Source organism: Streptomyces sp. NBC_00038 (genome assembly GCF_026343635.1).
Taxonomy (GTDB): Bacteria; Actinomycetota; Actinomycetes; order Streptomycetales; family Streptomycetaceae; genus Streptomyces.
The window spans coordinates 4,756,589-4,771,820 of the sequence record NZ_JAPELQ010000001.1 but is presented as its reverse complement, the minus strand read 5'-3'; the positions used below and the strand labels follow the sequence as shown (position 1 = coordinate 4,771,820).

General features: G+C 70.6%; 14 protein-coding genes. 9 read left to right on the top strand and 5 right to left on the bottom strand.

The window, feature by feature from the left end:
- Positions 1 to 93: 93 nt before the first annotated feature.
- Positions 94 to 1,392, bottom strand: coding sequence for an ABC transporter substrate-binding protein (locus OG219_RS21445; RefSeq protein ID WP_266828841.1), 1,299 nt, complete (start codon positions 1,390 to 1,392; stop codon positions 94 to 96).
- Between the two features lie 117 nt (positions 1,393 to 1,509).
- Here OG219_RS21445 and OG219_RS21440 point away from each other — a divergent pair, with 117 nt between their 5' ends.
- Positions 1,510 to 2,010 carry a hypothetical protein gene (locus OG219_RS21440; protein ID WP_266828839.1) on the top strand — a complete coding sequence of 167 codons (501 nt, stop codon included), beginning with the start codon at positions 1,510 to 1,512 and terminating at the stop codon, positions 2,008 to 2,010.
- Positions 2,011 to 2,155: 145 nt separating this feature from the next.
- The gene (gene purU / locus OG219_RS21435) at positions 2,156 to 3,040 is read left to right on the top strand and encodes a formyltetrahydrofolate deformylase (RefSeq protein WP_266828837.1); all 885 of its coding nucleotides are present in this window, start codon (positions 2,156 to 2,158) and stop codon (positions 3,038 to 3,040) included.
- Between the two features lie 147 nt (positions 3,041 to 3,187).
- On the opposite strand, the gene OG219_RS21430 is transcribed toward purU, so the two are convergent.
- Positions 3,188 to 4,393: a maleylpyruvate isomerase N-terminal domain-containing protein gene (locus OG219_RS21430; protein WP_266836174.1), complete on the bottom strand. Its 1,206-nt coding sequence runs from the start codon at positions 4,391 to 4,393 to the stop codon at positions 3,188 to 3,190.
- Positions 4,394 to 4,647: 254 nt separating this feature from the next.
- On the bottom strand, positions 4,648 to 5,232 hold the full coding sequence (locus OG219_RS21425; RefSeq protein WP_266828835.1) for a sigma-70 family RNA polymerase sigma factor: 585 nt from the start codon (positions 5,230 to 5,232) through the stop codon (positions 4,648 to 4,650).
- 364 nt (positions 5,233 to 5,596) lie between these two features.
- Here OG219_RS21425 and OG219_RS21420 point away from each other — a divergent pair, with 364 nt between their 5' ends.
- Positions 5,597 to 5,977 carry an STAS domain-containing protein gene (locus OG219_RS21420; RefSeq protein WP_266828833.1) on the top strand — a complete coding sequence of 127 codons (381 nt, stop codon included), beginning with the start codon at positions 5,597 to 5,599 and terminating at the stop codon, positions 5,975 to 5,977.
- Positions 5,978 to 6,216: 239 nt separating this feature from the next.
- Positions 6,217 to 6,729: an EF-hand domain-containing protein gene (locus OG219_RS21415; protein ID WP_266828831.1), complete on the top strand. Its 513-nt coding sequence runs from the start codon at positions 6,217 to 6,219 to the stop codon at positions 6,727 to 6,729.
- A gap of 11 nt (positions 6,730 to 6,740) precedes the next feature.
- Here the strand turns inward: OG219_RS21415 and OG219_RS21410 are convergent, their stop codons facing one another.
- Positions 6,741 to 8,273, bottom strand: coding sequence for a class I adenylate-forming enzyme family protein (locus OG219_RS21410; protein ID WP_266828829.1), 1,533 nt, complete (start codon positions 8,271 to 8,273; stop codon positions 6,741 to 6,743).
- Between the two features lie 142 nt (positions 8,274 to 8,415).
- Between OG219_RS21410 and OG219_RS21405 the strand changes: the two genes are divergently transcribed.
- The 3 genes from OG219_RS21405 to OG219_RS21395 all read left to right on the top strand — a co-directional run bounded on the left by OG219_RS21405 (position 8,416) and on the right by OG219_RS21395 (position 11,434).
- On the top strand, positions 8,416 to 9,570 hold the full coding sequence (locus OG219_RS21405; protein ID WP_266836173.1) for an acyl-CoA dehydrogenase: 1,155 nt from the start codon (positions 8,416 to 8,418) through the stop codon (positions 9,568 to 9,570).
- 10 nt (positions 9,571 to 9,580) lie between these two features.
- Positions 9,581 to 10,495: an acyl-CoA dehydrogenase family protein gene (locus OG219_RS21400; protein ID WP_266828827.1), complete on the top strand. Its 915-nt coding sequence runs from the start codon at positions 9,581 to 9,583 to the stop codon at positions 10,493 to 10,495.
- A gap of 477 nt (positions 10,496 to 10,972) precedes the next feature.
- Entirely contained in the window at positions 10,973 to 11,434 is a 462-nt protein-coding gene (locus OG219_RS21395) for an ATP-binding protein (protein ID WP_266828825.1), read from the top strand.
- A gap of 381 nt (positions 11,435 to 11,815) precedes the next feature.
- Here OG219_RS21395 and OG219_RS21390 read toward each other — a convergent pair whose 3' ends face one another.
- A complete protein-coding gene (locus OG219_RS21390; protein ID WP_266828823.1) occupies positions 11,816 to 12,742 on the bottom strand; it encodes a cyclase family protein in 927 nt (308 codons plus the stop codon).
- Between the two features lie 96 nt (positions 12,743 to 12,838).
- Between OG219_RS21390 and OG219_RS21385 the strand changes: the two genes are divergently transcribed.
- Together OG219_RS21385 and OG219_RS21380 are read left to right on the top strand one after the other, a co-directional pair.
- On the top strand, positions 12,839 to 13,750 hold the full coding sequence (locus tag OG219_RS21385) for an SDR family oxidoreductase (RefSeq protein WP_266828821.1): 912 nt from the start codon (positions 12,839 to 12,841) through the stop codon (positions 13,748 to 13,750).
- 273 nt (positions 13,751 to 14,023) lie between these two features.
- Positions 14,024 to 15,229, top strand: a complete 1,206-nt coding sequence (locus OG219_RS21380; RefSeq protein WP_266828819.1) for an acyl-CoA dehydrogenase family protein — start codon at positions 14,024 to 14,026, stop codon at positions 15,227 to 15,229.
- Positions 15,230 to 15,232: the final 3 nt, after the last annotated feature.

The following is a 15,232-nucleotide window of genomic DNA, read 5'->3' as shown; positions in this document are numbered from 1 at the left end:
AAGGGGCGCGAGGCTGTGACATATATGCGGCTCCGCCGCGTGGGCGCGACCAGCCACGACGGACCCGCAGACGATGCACCGGACCCAGCGGAGCTAATCCGCACTCTCCAGCGTCTTCGACATGCTGACGAACCCCTTGCGCGCCGCGACCAGTTGGCCCTTGCTCACGACCTGGAAGGTGACGTCGGCGTTGATGAGGCGGGGGAAGTCGACGGCTGCGATCATGTCCTCGAAGCGCCAGCTGAGGGTCGGGGTGAGCCCGCCGGTGGTCACCTTGAGGCCGTTGTCGAGGGCCCGCCGGATCGTGAGCGCGGACACCTCGCCGTCGCCGAGCGAGTCGACGACCTTCTCCAGCACGGTGTAGGCGATCCAGGTCGTCTGCACTCCGGCGTCCGCGGGGTCGATCCGGTTGTCGCCGAAGGCGTACTTCTCGATCACGTTGCGCAGCGGGTCCCAGCCGGCGTCGCTCGCGGGCGGGTACCAGCCGGTGACGTACGCACCCTCGTACGGACTCGACGTGCCTCCGGTGGAGTTGATCACCGACTGGTCGACGCTGCCGAGGACCGTGCCCACGCCCACCTTCGAGTAGGCCTCGCGGTCGCGCCGGAAGGAGTCCATGAAGGTGTCCGTACGGTCTCCGAGCGCGGGCACCACACAACCGTTCTTGTACGGGTCGGAGGTCGCGTTCTCGAGGGACGTCTGTGTCTGCCGCGAGTACTCGGTCGCGTCGTCGGCGGCCCGCTGGTCGTTGGCGGACTCGTGGCCGGCCGCCCGCAGGCCGGAGTCGAGCAGCACCGGGAGTTCGTCACCGGCGATGGTGTCCGGACGTATCAGCGAGACCGGGCCGCAGGTCCTGCCGAGCTGCTCGCCGAGGCCGGCCAGCAGTGCGGGCTCGCCGCCGTTGACGGGGTAGGACAGGGGGCTGGTGAACTCGTCGTCGGTGACGCCGTAGCCGCCGATGTACGGGATGCCCGCGCCCTCCAGCGGGGCGAGGAAGGAGCGGCCGTGCTGGCTGTAGGAGCCGACGACCGCGACGACGTCCTCGTCGACGGCGCGCCGGGCGCAGTTGGCGGCGTCCACGCTGTCGTTGTGGTCGTTGCAGGTGAGAATGGTGAGCTTGCGGCCGTTGATGCCGCCACGGCTGTTGACCCAGCGGGCGTAGGCCTTCGCCATGGCCGGCATACCCGGCTTGTTGGTCGCGGCGGTCTGCTCGGGAGCCCACGTCATGACGGTGATGGAGTCATCCCCGGAGCCCCCCGTGGCACCAGGGATGACCCCACATCCGACGGCGATCGACGCACACGCCACCAGCGCGCCCGCGGACAGCAACGTGGCCTTGAGAGGCCGGGGGAGGACGGGAGAGACGGTGCGCGTGCGTCGACTGCCGGTCATGCTCACGCACGATTCCGTCACACCGCTAACCCGGGAGTGACCCCCGGTCAACATCGGGTGACTCAGAGGTGAATTGCGGGGGTGGACGATCTGCTTTTCGCGGGGAACGTACGATCGGTGACCGTGCAAGGTTCGGAGAACTCTTCCCGTCGCGGCCGTCGCTCGTCCACCATGGGCGACATGCCACTGAACGACATGCCGTGGTGGCGCTGGCGCAGCAATGTGCGCTCCGCGCTGCACATGCTTTCCGACACCGACTTCCAGCGGGGCGTCTGGCTCGCAGGCGTCGACGGGTACGGGGACGTCACCGACGCCGTGTACCGCCTGGTCGAGGACACCTGGCTGGACAACTGGTCCGCCGAGAAGTACGTCGGCACGATCTTCCGGGACTCCCAGGAGGCGGCGCTCGTCGACACCGCCGTGCTCCGCGTCCTGCGGATCATGCACCAGGTCGGACCCGACGCTCTCGTCTCCGCGTACCTCGACCACGACGGCTGGCCGGACGCGGTGCGCGCCGCGCGCGACGCGCACGTGCGCCTCGCGGTGAGCGACGGGGAGGACCCCGACATCCCACCGCGCACGCTCGAGGTGCTGAAGATCCTGACGCGGTCGGCGTAGACCCCGGCTTCCGGGCACGACCTCGGCTCCCGGCGACGACCCCGGCTCTCGGCCGCGGGTGGCCGGGCCCGTCCCGTGTCCTGACCTGGTCCGCCTGGCGGGACGGGCGCCCGTCGTGGGTGGGCGGTATGGGACCCTGTCCTGCATGAATGAGCAGTCCGTCCGCGGGGCCGCGCCCGCCGCCGAGCAGTACGTCCTGACCCTCTCCTGCCCGGACAAGCAGGGCATCGTGCACGCCGTGTCGAGCTACCTCTTCATGACCGGCTGCAACATCGAGGACAGTCAGCAGTTCGGCGACCACGACACGGGACTGTTCTTCATGCGCGTCCACTTCTCGGCGGAGGCGCCGGTGACCGTGGACAAACTGCGCGCGAGCTTCACGGCGATCGGCGACTCCTTCCACATGGACTGGCAGATCAACCGCGCCGAGGACAAGATGCGGATCGTGCTCCTTGTCAGCAAGTTCGGGCACTGCCTGAACGACCTGCTCTTCCGTGCGCGGACCGGAGCGCTGCCGGTCGAGATCGCGGCCGTGGTCTCCAACCACACGGACTTCGCCGAGCTCGTGGGCTCGTACGACATTCCCTTCCACCACATCGCGGTGACGAAGGACACGAAGGCGGAGGCCGAGGCGCAGCTCCTGGAGCTGGTCCGGGCCGAGAACGTCGAACTCGTCGTCCTCGCCCGCTATATGCAGGTGCTGTCGGACGACCTGTGCAAGCAGCTCAGCGGGCGGATCATCAACATCCACCACTCCTTCCTGCCGAGCTTCAAGGGCGCGAAGCCGTACCACCAGGCGCACGCCCGGGGTGTGAAGCTCATCGGTGCCACCGCGCACTACGTGACGGCCGACCTCGACGAGGGGCCGATCATCGAGCAGGAGGTCGAGCGGGTCGGGCACGGTGTGACGCCGGACCAGCTGGTCGCCATCGGGCGGGATGTCGAGTGCCAGGCGCTGGCGCGGGCGGTGAAGTGGCACGCCGAGCGGCGGATCCTGCTGAACGGTCGCCGGACGGTGGTGTTCGGGTAGGGCTGGAGATCTTTTAGCCCGTCCGGCGTTTGAGGACGAGGCCGTTCAGGCCGACAGCGGGGGTCTGGGGGCGGCAGCCCCCAGGTACGGGACGGGAAGGGGCGGAGGGGGCGAAAAACCCTCACGCCCACCCCCACCGCGTCCGGTCTACATCCGGCTCAACGACGCCGCCGCGAACAGCACATCCCTGATCGCCTCGCGGTCCCCGTCCTGCCCCGCGGCCGCCTCCTCCGGCGACACGTGCCCCGCCGCCAGGCGGCAGAACTCCACGCCGTCCAGCGCGACATGCGCGACCTCGCGCTCGGCGGACGCGACCGCGCCGGGCGAGTCGAGCGGGATGAGCCACTCGCCGCCGCCGGAGCCCTCGATCTCCAGACGGAGGCTGCGCCCGGGCGCGCCCGCCGTGACGAGATGGCGGGACGGCGCCGCGGAGAGCCCCGCCCGGCGCCGCTCGGCCAGCGAGCCGGGCAGCATCCGGGCGGCCAGATCGATCATGCCGTGCAGATGGCGCGGGGCCGGCGGCTCGTAGGGATAGTCCACCGCGTCCGCGATGTCCCCCGCGTGCACCCAGCACTCGAAGGCCCGGTCCAGCATTGAGTCGCTCAGCGGCAGCTCGAAGGCGCCGTACGGCACGGGCAGTCGCCCGGAGCCGCCGCCCGCGAACGACACCGTGCGGACGAGGTTGTGGCTCTGTTCCCGCCAGGGTCCGCGCACGGACCGGGTGGGCGGGAAGTGCGAGGCATTCCAGTACGCCTCCGTGCGGGCCGCCGGAGTCGCCTCGGCCGAGGGCGAGGCGAGCGGGTCCTCCAGGCCGAGGGCGACGGCGACGAGGCCGTCGACGCTCAGCAGATGGGCGATGACCCCGGCGACGGTCGTACGGCGGCTGGTGGGCACGTCGCCCTCGAACCAGCGCAGCCGCACGGGCGCGTGCCACTCGGCGTCGCCTATGTCCTGGAGGAGTGCGTCGAGCCGTGCGGCCTCCGCGTCGTACGGAGTCGCCCACTCGGGCACCGGAATCCGGGGCGGGCGCCGGCCGAGGCAGCCCTCCAGGACACGGGTGCGCAGCGCCGGGTCGAGGTCGAGGCTCTCGGCCGGGTGCAGCAGCCCGACCGCCTCGCGCAGCCGCAGCGCCTCGTCCGCGCAGGAGCCGCAGTCCCCGAGGTGCTCCTCGACGGCCACCGTCTCCTGCGCCGAGCAGGCGGCCAGCGCCCACGCGCCGAGGAGCGACTTCAGTACCGGGTGTTCCAGGACGAGGGGCGGGGGAGCGGGGGCGGGTACCGGCGTGGGCAGCGGCAGTCCGGTGTCCTCGACGGAGGAACGCGGCAGCGGTATGCGCGGTGGCCCTCCGGGCACGTCTTCCCGACCGCCCTCCGGCCGGTCGGGACCTTGCGGCCCACCAGGGCCCTCCGGCCCGCGACGATCTCCCGGCCGACCGGGCTCGCCGGGCACGCTGGGTTCCCCGGGCTCGCTGGGTTCAGCGGCGGCCGCACCGCCACCCTCGACACCTCCGACGCCCTCCTCCCGCTTCTCGTCCCCGTCCTTCCCCTCGTACCCGTCCTCGTTCTGGTCCCGCTCGTCGAACGCCTCGTACCGGTCCGCCCCTCCGCTCACCGGGCACCCCCGTATTCGGGCGGCGCCCCGGAGGTGCCGCCGGTGTCGTGGGCGGTGGACAGGAGCTGGAGGCCGAGGCGGAGCCGGCGGCGGGCCTCGTCCTCGGTGACGCCGAGGTCGGCGGCGGCCTGGCGGTAGTCGCGGCGCTGGAAGTAGGCGAGCTCCAGGGCGGCCCGCAGCGGGGCGGGCATGGACGTGACGATGTAGTCGGCGCGGGCGGCCACGGAGGCGCTGCGCACCTTGTGCTCCAGCTCCTCGGTGGTGCCGAGGCCGCCCCGGGCGAGCGCGGCGGTCTCCGTCGCGCGCAGCCGCTGGACGGCGAGGCGGTGGGTCAGTGTGGCGACCCAGGAACGCAGCGGGCCCTGCTTGGGGTCGTAGGCGTCGGGGTTCTCCCAGACGTGCGTGAACACCTCGCGTGTGATGCCGTCGGCGGCCCGCTCGTCCCCGAGCACGCGGTGGGCGAGTCCGTGCACCAGCGAGGCGAACCGGTCGTAGAGCTCACCGAGCGCGGCCGCCTCCCCGCGTGCGAGCCGCTGTTGCATCTTGCGGTCCCAGCGGGGCGGTGCGTTCTTCGTCGCCATGCGGCCCCCTCACCCTGGTCGTGCCCGGCGCCTGTCCCTGTGTCCAGCCTGCGTGTCCGCGTGCCCGTGCCGTGTCCAGCCTGCGCGCACCCGCTGTCTCGAATGTAGTCGGCACGTCTGTGAGCGCACGCCCCTTTGTGTCAATGTGCGCCCCCGGACGGTCCAGGAATGGTAGGCGCCTGCCCTGTACTGAACACATTGGAACGTACGCGACCGAAATGACTCGGTCATCGCGCGCTTTCGACCTTAGATCGACGTTTCTTCGGTCCCGGACCGGTGTTTCATGGAACGACAGTCGGGCAGTCGCGGGGAAGGGAAGCGTAGGAATCCCTTCCGTTTCCAGTGGGCGAGGCGAGCGAGAGGCGTGGCGGTGACACTCAAGGTGACCGACGGCGAAGAGGGCGAGTGGGCCGTGCTGCGGGTGTCCGGCGAGTTGGACCTCGTGACCTCGCCGGAGCTGCGCCAGCGGGTGCACGAGGCGGTGGCCGACGGCCGCCGCAGCCTCGTCCTCGACCTCTCCGAGGTCCTCTTCTGCGACTCCAGCGGCGTCGGCGTCCTCATCGCCACCCGCCGGCTCATCCGCTCCTGCCAGGGCCGCCTGCGCCTGATCCTGCCCGCACAGGGGGCGGTCGACGGTTCGCACGTCAACCGGGTCCTCGCGGCCCTCGGCGTCCGCCGCCTCTTCGACGTCTACCCGGACGTCGCCGCGGCCGTCGGCGAGGAATCGACCCCCTTGTCGGCCTGACGCCCTTGTCGGCCCGACCTTCCCGTCGGCCTGACCTTCCGTCCCGGCGGTGTGACTTTCCGTCACATGATCACGTGACGTGAAGAAGCCCTCACCCGGCGGGAGCGCCGCGCCACACCGTTGTCCCGGAATTCCCGCAGTCTTGGTACAAGCGTCGTTTTCCCGCTCCCCGGGCGCCTCTGACGTCGTACGCTCCGTTCCGGATGCACCCTCACGTGACGTAAGGCGGCCCGAAGGCAATGGCCAACAGCGAGTACGAGCGCAGGATCGCGGCCCGGTTCTCCGGCTTCGACCAGGACGGCAACGGCTACATCGACCGGGAGGACTTCAACGCCGCGACCAAGGCGGTCCTCGCCGAGTTCGGTACGACGGCGCGGTCGGACAAGGGTCAGGCCCTGTACGTCGGCGCCGAGGCCTTCTGGCAGGGCATGGCGGGGATAGCGGACCGTGACGGCGACCAGCGGATCACGCGTCAGGAGTTCGTGAACGGCGCGGTCAAGCGGCTGCGCGACAACCCCGAGCGCTTCGCCGAGATCGCCCGCCCCTTCCTGCACGCGGCCCTCGCCGTCGCGGACACCGACGGGGACGGCGCGGCCACGGTCGACGAGACCGCGCGCGTGCTCAAGGCCCTGGGCGCCCCCGAGGACGTCGCCGCCGCCGCGGCCGGAACCCTCGACGCGGACGCCGACGGCCGGATCGGCGAGGCGGAGATCGTGAGCGCCTTCGCCCGTTACTTCACGGTGCCTGAGTGATCCCCGCTGCTTCACGGTGCCCGAGTGGCACCCGAAGGCCGTGAAAAGCGCTCGCGCAGCTTGTACTTGAGCACCTTCCGCAAGGCCTCGTTGCGCGGAAGGGCGTCCACCACCTCCAGCTGCTCCGGCAGCTTGTGCACGGACAGCCCTTCCGCACGCAGGTAGGACGTGATCGCGGAGAGGTTCAACTCGTCCGCCCCGGGCGGCTGTTCGGCCGCTTCGATCACGGCGCAGACCCGTTCCCCGCGTTCGGCGTCCGGCAGTCCGATCACGGCGGCGTCCCCGACGGCCGGGTGCCGGTGCAGCAGATCTTCGATCTCCTTCGCCGAGATGTTCTCGCCCTTGCGGATGATGACGTCCTTCAGGCGGCCGGTGAGCACCAGGTGCCCGCTCTCCGTCAGATGCCCGACGTCACCGGTGATCAGGAACCCGTCCGCGTCGAAGGCCTCCGCCGTCTGCGCCGGGTCCAAGTACCCCTGGCAGACGGCCTCCCCGCGCAGCCGCACCTCCCCGTCCACGATCCGTATCTCCATGCCCTCGGGGGGCCGTCCCTCCGTCGTCGCGAGGTTCTCCACCGTGTCGTCCGGCGACCCCATCGTGATCATCGGGACCTCGGTCATCCCGTACCCATGGGTGAGCTGGACCCCCATCTCACGTACGACGCTGTGGTAGACCTCGGGCGGCTTCGGCGCCCCACCGCCCGCCAGGAGCCGCAGAGTCGGTATGAGCGGTTCCCCCGGCTGCTTGCGCTGCTCGGTGAGGAACATCGAGTAGAAGGCCGTCGAACCGCCGGCCACCGTCACGCCGTGCTTGCGGTATCCCTCCAGGGCGGCGGGCAGCGCGAACTGCTCGAACATGACGGCCGGGAAGCCGTACAGCAGCAGCATCACCGTGTAGTCCGGCCCGGCGATGTGCGCGTACGGGAAGGCCATCGAGCCCACGTCGTCGGCGGACAGATGCAGCGCGTGCGCCAGGCAGGAGCCGCCCGCGATCAGTGAACGGTCGGTGTGCAGAACGCCCTTGGGGTCGGAGGTGGTGCCCGAGGTCCAGTAGATCCAGCGGACCGAGGTGCCGTCGGAGGGCGGGGCGGGGAGTACGGAGGGATCGCCGTCCGGCAGTTGGTCGTACGCCTCGAAGACGCCCTTCGCGCCGAGCCGCCGAGCCATCGCCGTGTGGTCGAAGCCGCGCCACTCACCCGGTACGGCGAAGAACTCGGCCTTGGACTCCCGCAGGGCGAAGCCGACTTCACGGTCGCGGTAGAACGGGATCACCGGGGACTGCACGGCACCGAGCCGCGCCAGCGCGAAGGACAGCACGGCGGTCTCGATACGCGTGGGCAGCTGCCAGGCGACGACCGTGCCGGGGCGTACGCCCATGTCGTACAGGCCGGCCGCCACCCGCTCGGCGCGGTCGCGCAACTCGCCGAAGCTCAGGGAGCGGTCGTCCTGGAGGAGGACGGGCCGTTGGGGGGTGAGATCGGCGCGGCGGGCGACCAGTTCCCAGAGGGTGCGGGAGGAACCCAGGGCGTGTGCGGTGTCGTTCACTTCGGCCCCCTGGCTGCGGTTGGCGGACCTGACGGACAGTCAGATCGTGCGGAGAGCGTAGGGCTCACCGCCTTGTCGGTCCATAGGTGCGGGGCTAGCCTGCTTTCTGATGACCCATCAGATTCCAGTAGCGGACGGGGTTATGGATCTCGCCTACACGGAGGAAGAGGAAGACTTCCGCGCGCGGCTGCGCGAGTGGCTCGCCAAGGTGCTCCCCTCGCTGCCCCCGAAACCGTCCCCCGACGACTGGCCGGGGCGGCGCGCGTACGACCTCGGCTGGCAGCGGACGCTGTACGACGCCGGGTACGCGGGGCTGCACTGGCCCGTCGACGCGGGCGGCCGGGGCGCCACCCCCACGCAGCACCTCATCTACCTGGAGGAGACGGAAAAGGCGGGCGCACCCTACGTAGGGGCCAATTTCGTCGGACTGCTGCACGCCGGACCCACCATCGCGTCGGAAGGCACACCTGAGCAGCGGGCGCGCTGGCTGCCGCCCGTGCTGCGCGGCGAGGAGGTCTGGTGCCAGGGGTTCAGCGAGCCGGACGCCGGTTCGGACCTCGCGGCGCTGCGCACGCGCGCGTGGCGGGACGGCGACGACTACGTGGTGAGCGGATCCAAGATCTGGACCTCCCACGCGGAGGTCGCCGACTGGTGCGAGCTGCTGGTCCGCACCGACCCCTCGGCGCCCAAGCACCGGGGGATCTCATGGCTCGCGATGCCCATGGACGCCCCCGGGATCACGGTCCGGCCGCTGCGTACGCTCGCGGGCTCCACCGAGTTCGCGGAGGTCTTCCTCGACGAGGTGCGGGTGCCGGTCGCCAACCGTGTCGGCGCGGAGAACGACGGCTGGCGCGTGACCATGGTGACGCTGTCGTACGAGCGTGGCACCGCCTTCGTCGGAGAGGTCGTCGCCTGCCGCCGCGTGCTCGGCGAACTCGCCCGCGAGGCACGCGGGAACGGCCGCTGGGACGACGACGTGCTGCGCCGCCGCCTCGGCAGGCTGAACGCCGAGTTCCGCGCCCTGTGGCGGCTCACCCAGTGGAACGTGAGCGAGTCGCAGCGGACCGGGGGAGTGCCCGGCGTCGGCGGCAGCGTTTTCAAGCTGCGGTACTCGCATGCGCGGCAGGAGTTGTACGACGCCGCCGCCGAGGTTCTCGGTCCCGAGGCGCTCGACCTCCGGCACGAGTGGACCCTCGACCGGCTCTCCTCCCTCTCGTACACCATCGCGGCCGGTACCTCGCAGATCCAGTCGAACATCGTGGCCGAGCGGATCCTGGGCCTCCCGAAGGGACGGTGACGACCTCTCCGTGGACTTTCAACTCAACGAAGACCAGCGGGCGTTGAAGGCGGGCGTGCGTGAGCTGCTGACCGCGCGCTTCGGACACGAGGGCCTGCGGGCCGCCGTGGACAACGGGCCGGCGCTCGACCGGACCCTGTGGCGAGAGCTCGGCGAGGCGGGCTTCTTCGCGCTGCGACTGCCGGAGGCGGACGGCGGCGTCGGACTCGGCCTTCCGGAGTCCGTACTGGCCTTCGAGGAGGCCGGACGGGTGCTGCTGACCGGGCCGCTGATAGCCACCCACCTCGCGGCCGGCACGGTGGAAGGGGCTGCCACCGGTGAGACCGTGGTGGCCGCCGTCGACGGGGAACTGGTGGAGTGGCTGGCGGAGGCGGACGCCGTACGAGGGGACGCGACCGGCGCGGAGCCGCTGAGGTCGGTGGACCCGCTGACCCCACTGCACCGCGTGCCCGCCGCCGGAGCGCCCGACCCGGCGGCCGTACTCCCCACCTCCCTCCCCACCTCCCTCCTCACCTCGCTCTTCACCGCCGCCGAACAGCTCGGTACCGCCGCCCGTGTCTGTGAGCTGGCGGTGCAACACGCCCGGACGCGCGAGCAGTTCGGGCAGCCGATCGGGGCCTTCCAGGCGGTGAAGCACCTGTGTGCGCAGATGCTGGTGCGGGTGGAAGTGGCGCGCGCCGCCGTCTACGCGGCCGCCGTGACCGCCGACCCGCTGGACGTCGCGGCGGCCCGGCTGCTCGCCGACGAGGCCGCCGTACGCGGCGCCCGGGACTGCCTCCAGGTGCACGGCGGCATGGGCTTCACCTGGGGGGCAGACGTCCATCTGTATCTGAAGAGGGCGTGGGTTCGGACGCAGCGTACGGGTGGCGCGACACAGAGTGAGGACGCGTTGGCCGAGGATCTGCTCGCCGGAACGGCCCAGTAGGGCTCTGTGCAGGAACGGTTCGGGAAGCACCCGAAACGGATGTCGCGGATCGTGGCATACCGGAATTACGGAGCGTTGATACCGGGTTGTGTCCTAGGCGTGACTTGTCACGGCCTGGAGTCGGAGCCGTGCTCCGGTACCTTGTGTGGGATGCGAGTGGTTCTGAGCTTGAGCCATGCCGGTGTTGCCTCTGAGGCGGCGCCGGACCCGGCGATGCACGCCGCTCGCGAGGCAGGGCGGATCCCCGCGCCTGCCTGTTCGACTCCCCGTGGCGAGCGTCGCACAGTATCCCGCACGCGTACTCCTTCGCGCTGGAATATGCCCGAAGCGCTTGTTGGGGTGACTGTACGTCAACCATGCTGTCTCGCAAGGGAATCACGTTCCGTGATCCTTGTTCTGGCCATGCAGAAAATGGCTACGATCGTGGCCCTTGTGAGGCGCGAGGCGATGTGTCCGCCGGTTCGGATGGTGTGAGCGGTGCAGGTGCTTCAAGTGCAGCTGGAGATTCGGCCCGACCCCGCAGAGGTGGGGCGAGCCCGGAGGTGGGCGCGTTCACGGCTCGCTGGGTCCGGGATAGGTGTCGATGAGCCGCTCGCCGAGACGCTGATCCTGCTCGTCTCCGAACTCGTCACCAACGCCGTGGTGCACACCGGCTGTCCTGCCGTGGTGCGGATCTCCCTGCCGGGCGGGGCGGAGGCCACCACCGTCCGCCTGGAGGTGGCCGACTCCAGCACCCGGCCGCCGATCCCTCGGCATGCCGAGGGCGACGAGACCAACGGCCGCGGCCTGGAGCTGGTCGACGGCCTCGCGGACCGCTGGGGCTGGAGTCCCGAGGGCGCCGGCAAGCGCATCTGGTGCGAGGTGGACCGCTGTTCGCCGACCGCGACGACGGGGGCCGCGTATCCGGCGTACGAGGACTTCGCGTACGAAGCCGTCTGAAAGGCGCCTGAAGGTGCCCGAAGGCGTTTGGCCTTGAGGTACGGGTTCGTGCATTTATGCACGAACTCTGTTTCCGCGGCTTCGGATGTGGCTGAATGCGCCGGGCCGTGCTTCTGTGCGCGCCATCATGAATGGGACATAAGCAGTAAATCCCCGAGCAGGTGTTGACGTGGCGTGTCCGTTTGATCACGCTTATGTCCAGCGATTCGCCGCGAGGGGACGCCGAGGGTTCCGGTGACGGGAGCCCTCGGCGAGAGCGGGTCGCGACTCGGCGTCGGCTCCTGCGGGGCAGCGGGAGCGGGGCGGGAACGCCGGAGCCGGATGGCGGCGCGCGATGCCGTGCTCGGGGCGCGCAGTGGCGCGCCGCCAGCCGACGCCAGGTCACAGCAGGGCGACCGGGGCCACCGGGGTTCCCGTGCCGCCGACGAACGGCTCGGGCATCGCGGACAGCAGGAACGCGTAGCGCCCCTCTTCTCCACAGGCTGTGGACAACTCTTCGAGATTCCAGTTCTGTCCCTGCAGCATCCCCATTTCGACCAGATCGAGTGCATGCACGGGCAGCCAGAGGTCCTCGATCTCGGGCGGAAAGATCTCGAAGGTGAGGGTGTCGTTGGCGACGGCGGCGACATCGCGCGCGTGGAACCACTCCGGGGTACGCACGGAGAGGCCGGGTGACGGATACCCGTATCCCTGTTTGTCGCCCGCGAGACACACCTGGATCTGCCCCGTCCGTACGAGCACGATGTCGCCCGCCCGCACCCGCGTACCCGCCAACTCCTCGGCCGCTTCCAGGTCTTCGGGTGTCACGGCGTGTCCGCCGTCGAGCCGGTCCTTGCCCCGCGCGCGTGCGACGTCGAGCAGTACGCCCCGCGACACGATGTGCCGCGGCTTGTCGATGCCGCTGAACTGGGCACCGCCATGCGGGGTGATCGTGCCGGCCGGGCGGCCGTTGTAGAGCTTCCCGGAGTGCGAGACATGGGTGAGGGCGTCCCAGTGGGTCGCTGCCTGGAGCCCCATCGTCACGGCGTCGTCGCTGCACGCGACCGTGCCGGGGCCGAAGAGCTCCTGGTTGATCTGCACCATGACGTGCAGGGGGTTGACCCGCCCGGGGATCATGCCGGTCTGCACGCCGTCCTGCTGGAGGGGGAGGGCGAGGGGCACGCGCCGCCCGGTGCGGACGGTGGCGGCGGCCTCGCGCACGACCTCGTTGGTGATGAGATTTAGGGTTCCGATTTCGTCGTCGGTTCCCCAACGCCCCCAGTTGTTCACGCGCTTGGCGATGTCGTGGAACTCGGCCGGCAGTGACATGAGTCCTCCCCGGGGGCTTGTCTCCAGGTATCTGACGGGTCGTAGAATCCGAGTTGAATCTAACGGACCGTCAGAAACCGCGGGAAGGGGCCGGGCGTGGGGAACTTCCTGGCAGGCAAGGTCATCGCCGTCACGGGGGCGGGGCGGGGCATCGGACGTGCGGTCGCGCTGGCCGCGGCGGCCGAGGGCGCGCGCGTCGTCGTCAACGACTACGGGGTGTCCGTCGAGGGCGCCCAGCCGACGAGTTCGATCGCCGAAGCAGTCGTCAAGGAGATCGAGGCGGCGGGCGGCGACGCGGTCGCGGTGGCCGACGACATCTCGGCGATGGCGGGCGGCCAGCGGGTCGTCGACGCGGCGCTGACGTCGTACGGACGTATCGACGGCGTCGTGTGCGTCGCCGGGATCCTCCGCGAGCGGATGCTCTTCAACATGTCCGAGCAGGAGTGGGATCCGGTCCTCGCGACCCACCTGAAGGGCACGTTCACCGTCTTCCGGGCCGCGTCGGCGGTGATGCGCAAGCAGGGTTCGGGAACACTGATCGGCTTCACCAGCGGCAACCACCAGGGGTCCGTCTCCCAGGCCAACTACAGCGCCGCCAAGGGCGGGATCATCTCGCTCGTCCGGAGCGCGGCGCTGGGGCTGCACAAGTACGGGGTGACGGCGAACGCGGTGGCGCCCGTCGCGCGTACGCGTATGTCCGCGGGCGTTCCCATGGAGCTGACGGAGATCGGCGAACCGGAGGATGTGGCCGCGCTCGTCGTCTACCTGCTCTCGGACCGGGCCCGGGAGGAACGGATCACCGGGCAGGTGTACACCATCGCCGGGCCCAAGATCGCGGTGTGGGCGCAGCCTCGGGAGCTGCGGGCCGCGTACGCGGAGGGCTCCTGGACTCCGGAGCGGATCGCGGACTTTTTGCCGGGGACTGTGGGGGTGGATCCGATGCCGTTGCTGGAGCGGGTGGAGGAGATGGCTCGGGCGGCGGCGGAGAGGGCGCGGCCTAATGGGTGACGGGGGCTGTGGTGGGGGTGGGGTTTTTCGCCCCCTCCGCCCCTACCCGTCCCTTGTTCCTGGGGCTCCGCCCCAGACCCCGCCAAGGGGCTCCGCCCCCTGGACCCCCGCTCCTCAAACGCCGGAGGGGCTGAACACCTTCAGCCCGTCCGGCGTTTGAGGACGAGCGCGTCAGCGCGATACGGGGGTCTGGGGGCGGAGCCCCCAGGAACGGGACGGGAAGGGGCGGCGGGGGCGAGAAAAACCCACCCGAAACAACGTGAGGCGGAAACCGTGGAGTTCGGATTCGGTCCGGAGGACGAGGTCTTCCGGGGTGAGGCGCGAGCCTGGCTGGAGGAACACCTCGGTGGTCGCGACGTGTCCCGTCGGGAGTGGGAACGGGAGCTCGGCCGAGCCGGCTGGATCGGACTCGGCTGGGACGAGGACGGCCATGGCAACCGACGGGCGAGCCTGACCCAACAGGTCGTCTGGGCGGAGGAGTACGCCCGGGCGAACGCACCGGCCCGCTCGGGCCACATCGGCGAGAACCTGCTCGCGCCGACCCTCATCACCCACGGAACGGTCGAGCAGAAGTCCCGCTTCCTCCCTCCCGTCGCCCGAGGCGAGGAACTCTGGTGCCAGGGTTACAGCGAGCCCGGCGCGGGCTCGGACCTGGCGGCCGTACGGACAACTGCCGTACGGGACACGGGTGGTGCACCCGGGGACTCGTACCGCGTCACGGGCCAGAAGATCTGGACCTCGCTCGCCCACGAGGCCGACTGGTGCTTCGTACTCGCCCGCACGCAACCGCAGTCGCTCCGCCACCACGGCCTCACCTTCCTCCTCGTCCCGATGGACCAGCCGGGCCGGATCGAGGTCCGCCCGATCCGCCAGCTGACCGGCACGAGTGAGTTCAACGAGGTCTTCTTCGACGGAGCGGTGGCGCGTGCCGAGCATGTGGTGGGCGGCGAGGGCAACGGCTGGCGCGTCGCGATGAGCCTCCTCGGCTACGAGCGGGGCGTGTCGACGCTGGCTCAACAGATCGGCTTCGCCGAGGAGTTGGGGCGGGTCGTGGAGGCGGCTGTCGCGAACGGCGCCGTCGACGATCCCGTCGTACGCGATTGCCTTGTACGGCTGTGGGCGGAGCTGCGGACGATGCGGTGGAACGCGCTGCGGACGTTGGGGAGTTCGGCCGATCCAGAAGGTCCGGGGGGTCACGGGGGGCCAGGGGGCTCAGGTGACGCGGGGGCGCCCAGCGTGGCCAAGCTGCTGTGGGGGCGGTGGCATCAGCGGCTCGGGGAGCTGGCGGTGCGGGTGCGGGGTGTCGCGGCCGCGGTGGGGCCGACGGACTGGACGACCTCGTCGCCGTACGAACTGGACGCGTTCCAGCACCTGTTCCTGTTCAGCCGGGCCGACACGATCTACGGCGGTTCGGACGAGATCCAGCGCACGATCATCGCCGAGCGTGTGCTCGGCCTGCCGAAGGAACCCAGGGGATAGGGA

Excerpts from the sequence above, each read along its gene's own strand:
- OG219_RS21445 (WP_266828841.1), bottom strand. The coding sequence starts at position 1,392 with ATGACCGGCAGTCGACGCACGCGCACCGTCTCTCCCGTCCTCCCCCGG.
- purU (WP_266828837.1), top strand. The coding sequence starts at position 2,156 with ATGAATGAGCAGTCCGTCCGCGGGGCCGCGCCCGCCGCCGAGCAGTAC.
- OG219_RS21425 (WP_266828835.1), bottom strand. The coding sequence starts at position 5,232 with ATGGCGACGAAGAACGCACCGCCCCGCTGGGACCGCAAGATGCAACAG.
- OG219_RS21415 (WP_266828831.1), top strand. The coding sequence starts at position 6,217 with ATGGCCAACAGCGAGTACGAGCGCAGGATCGCGGCCCGGTTCTCCGGC.
- OG219_RS21405 (WP_266836173.1), top strand. The coding sequence starts at position 8,416 with ATGGATCTCGCCTACACGGAGGAAGAGGAAGACTTCCGCGCGCGGCTG.
- OG219_RS21390 (WP_266828823.1), bottom strand. The coding sequence starts at position 12,742 with ATGTCACTGCCGGCCGAGTTCCACGACATCGCCAAGCGCGTGAACAAC.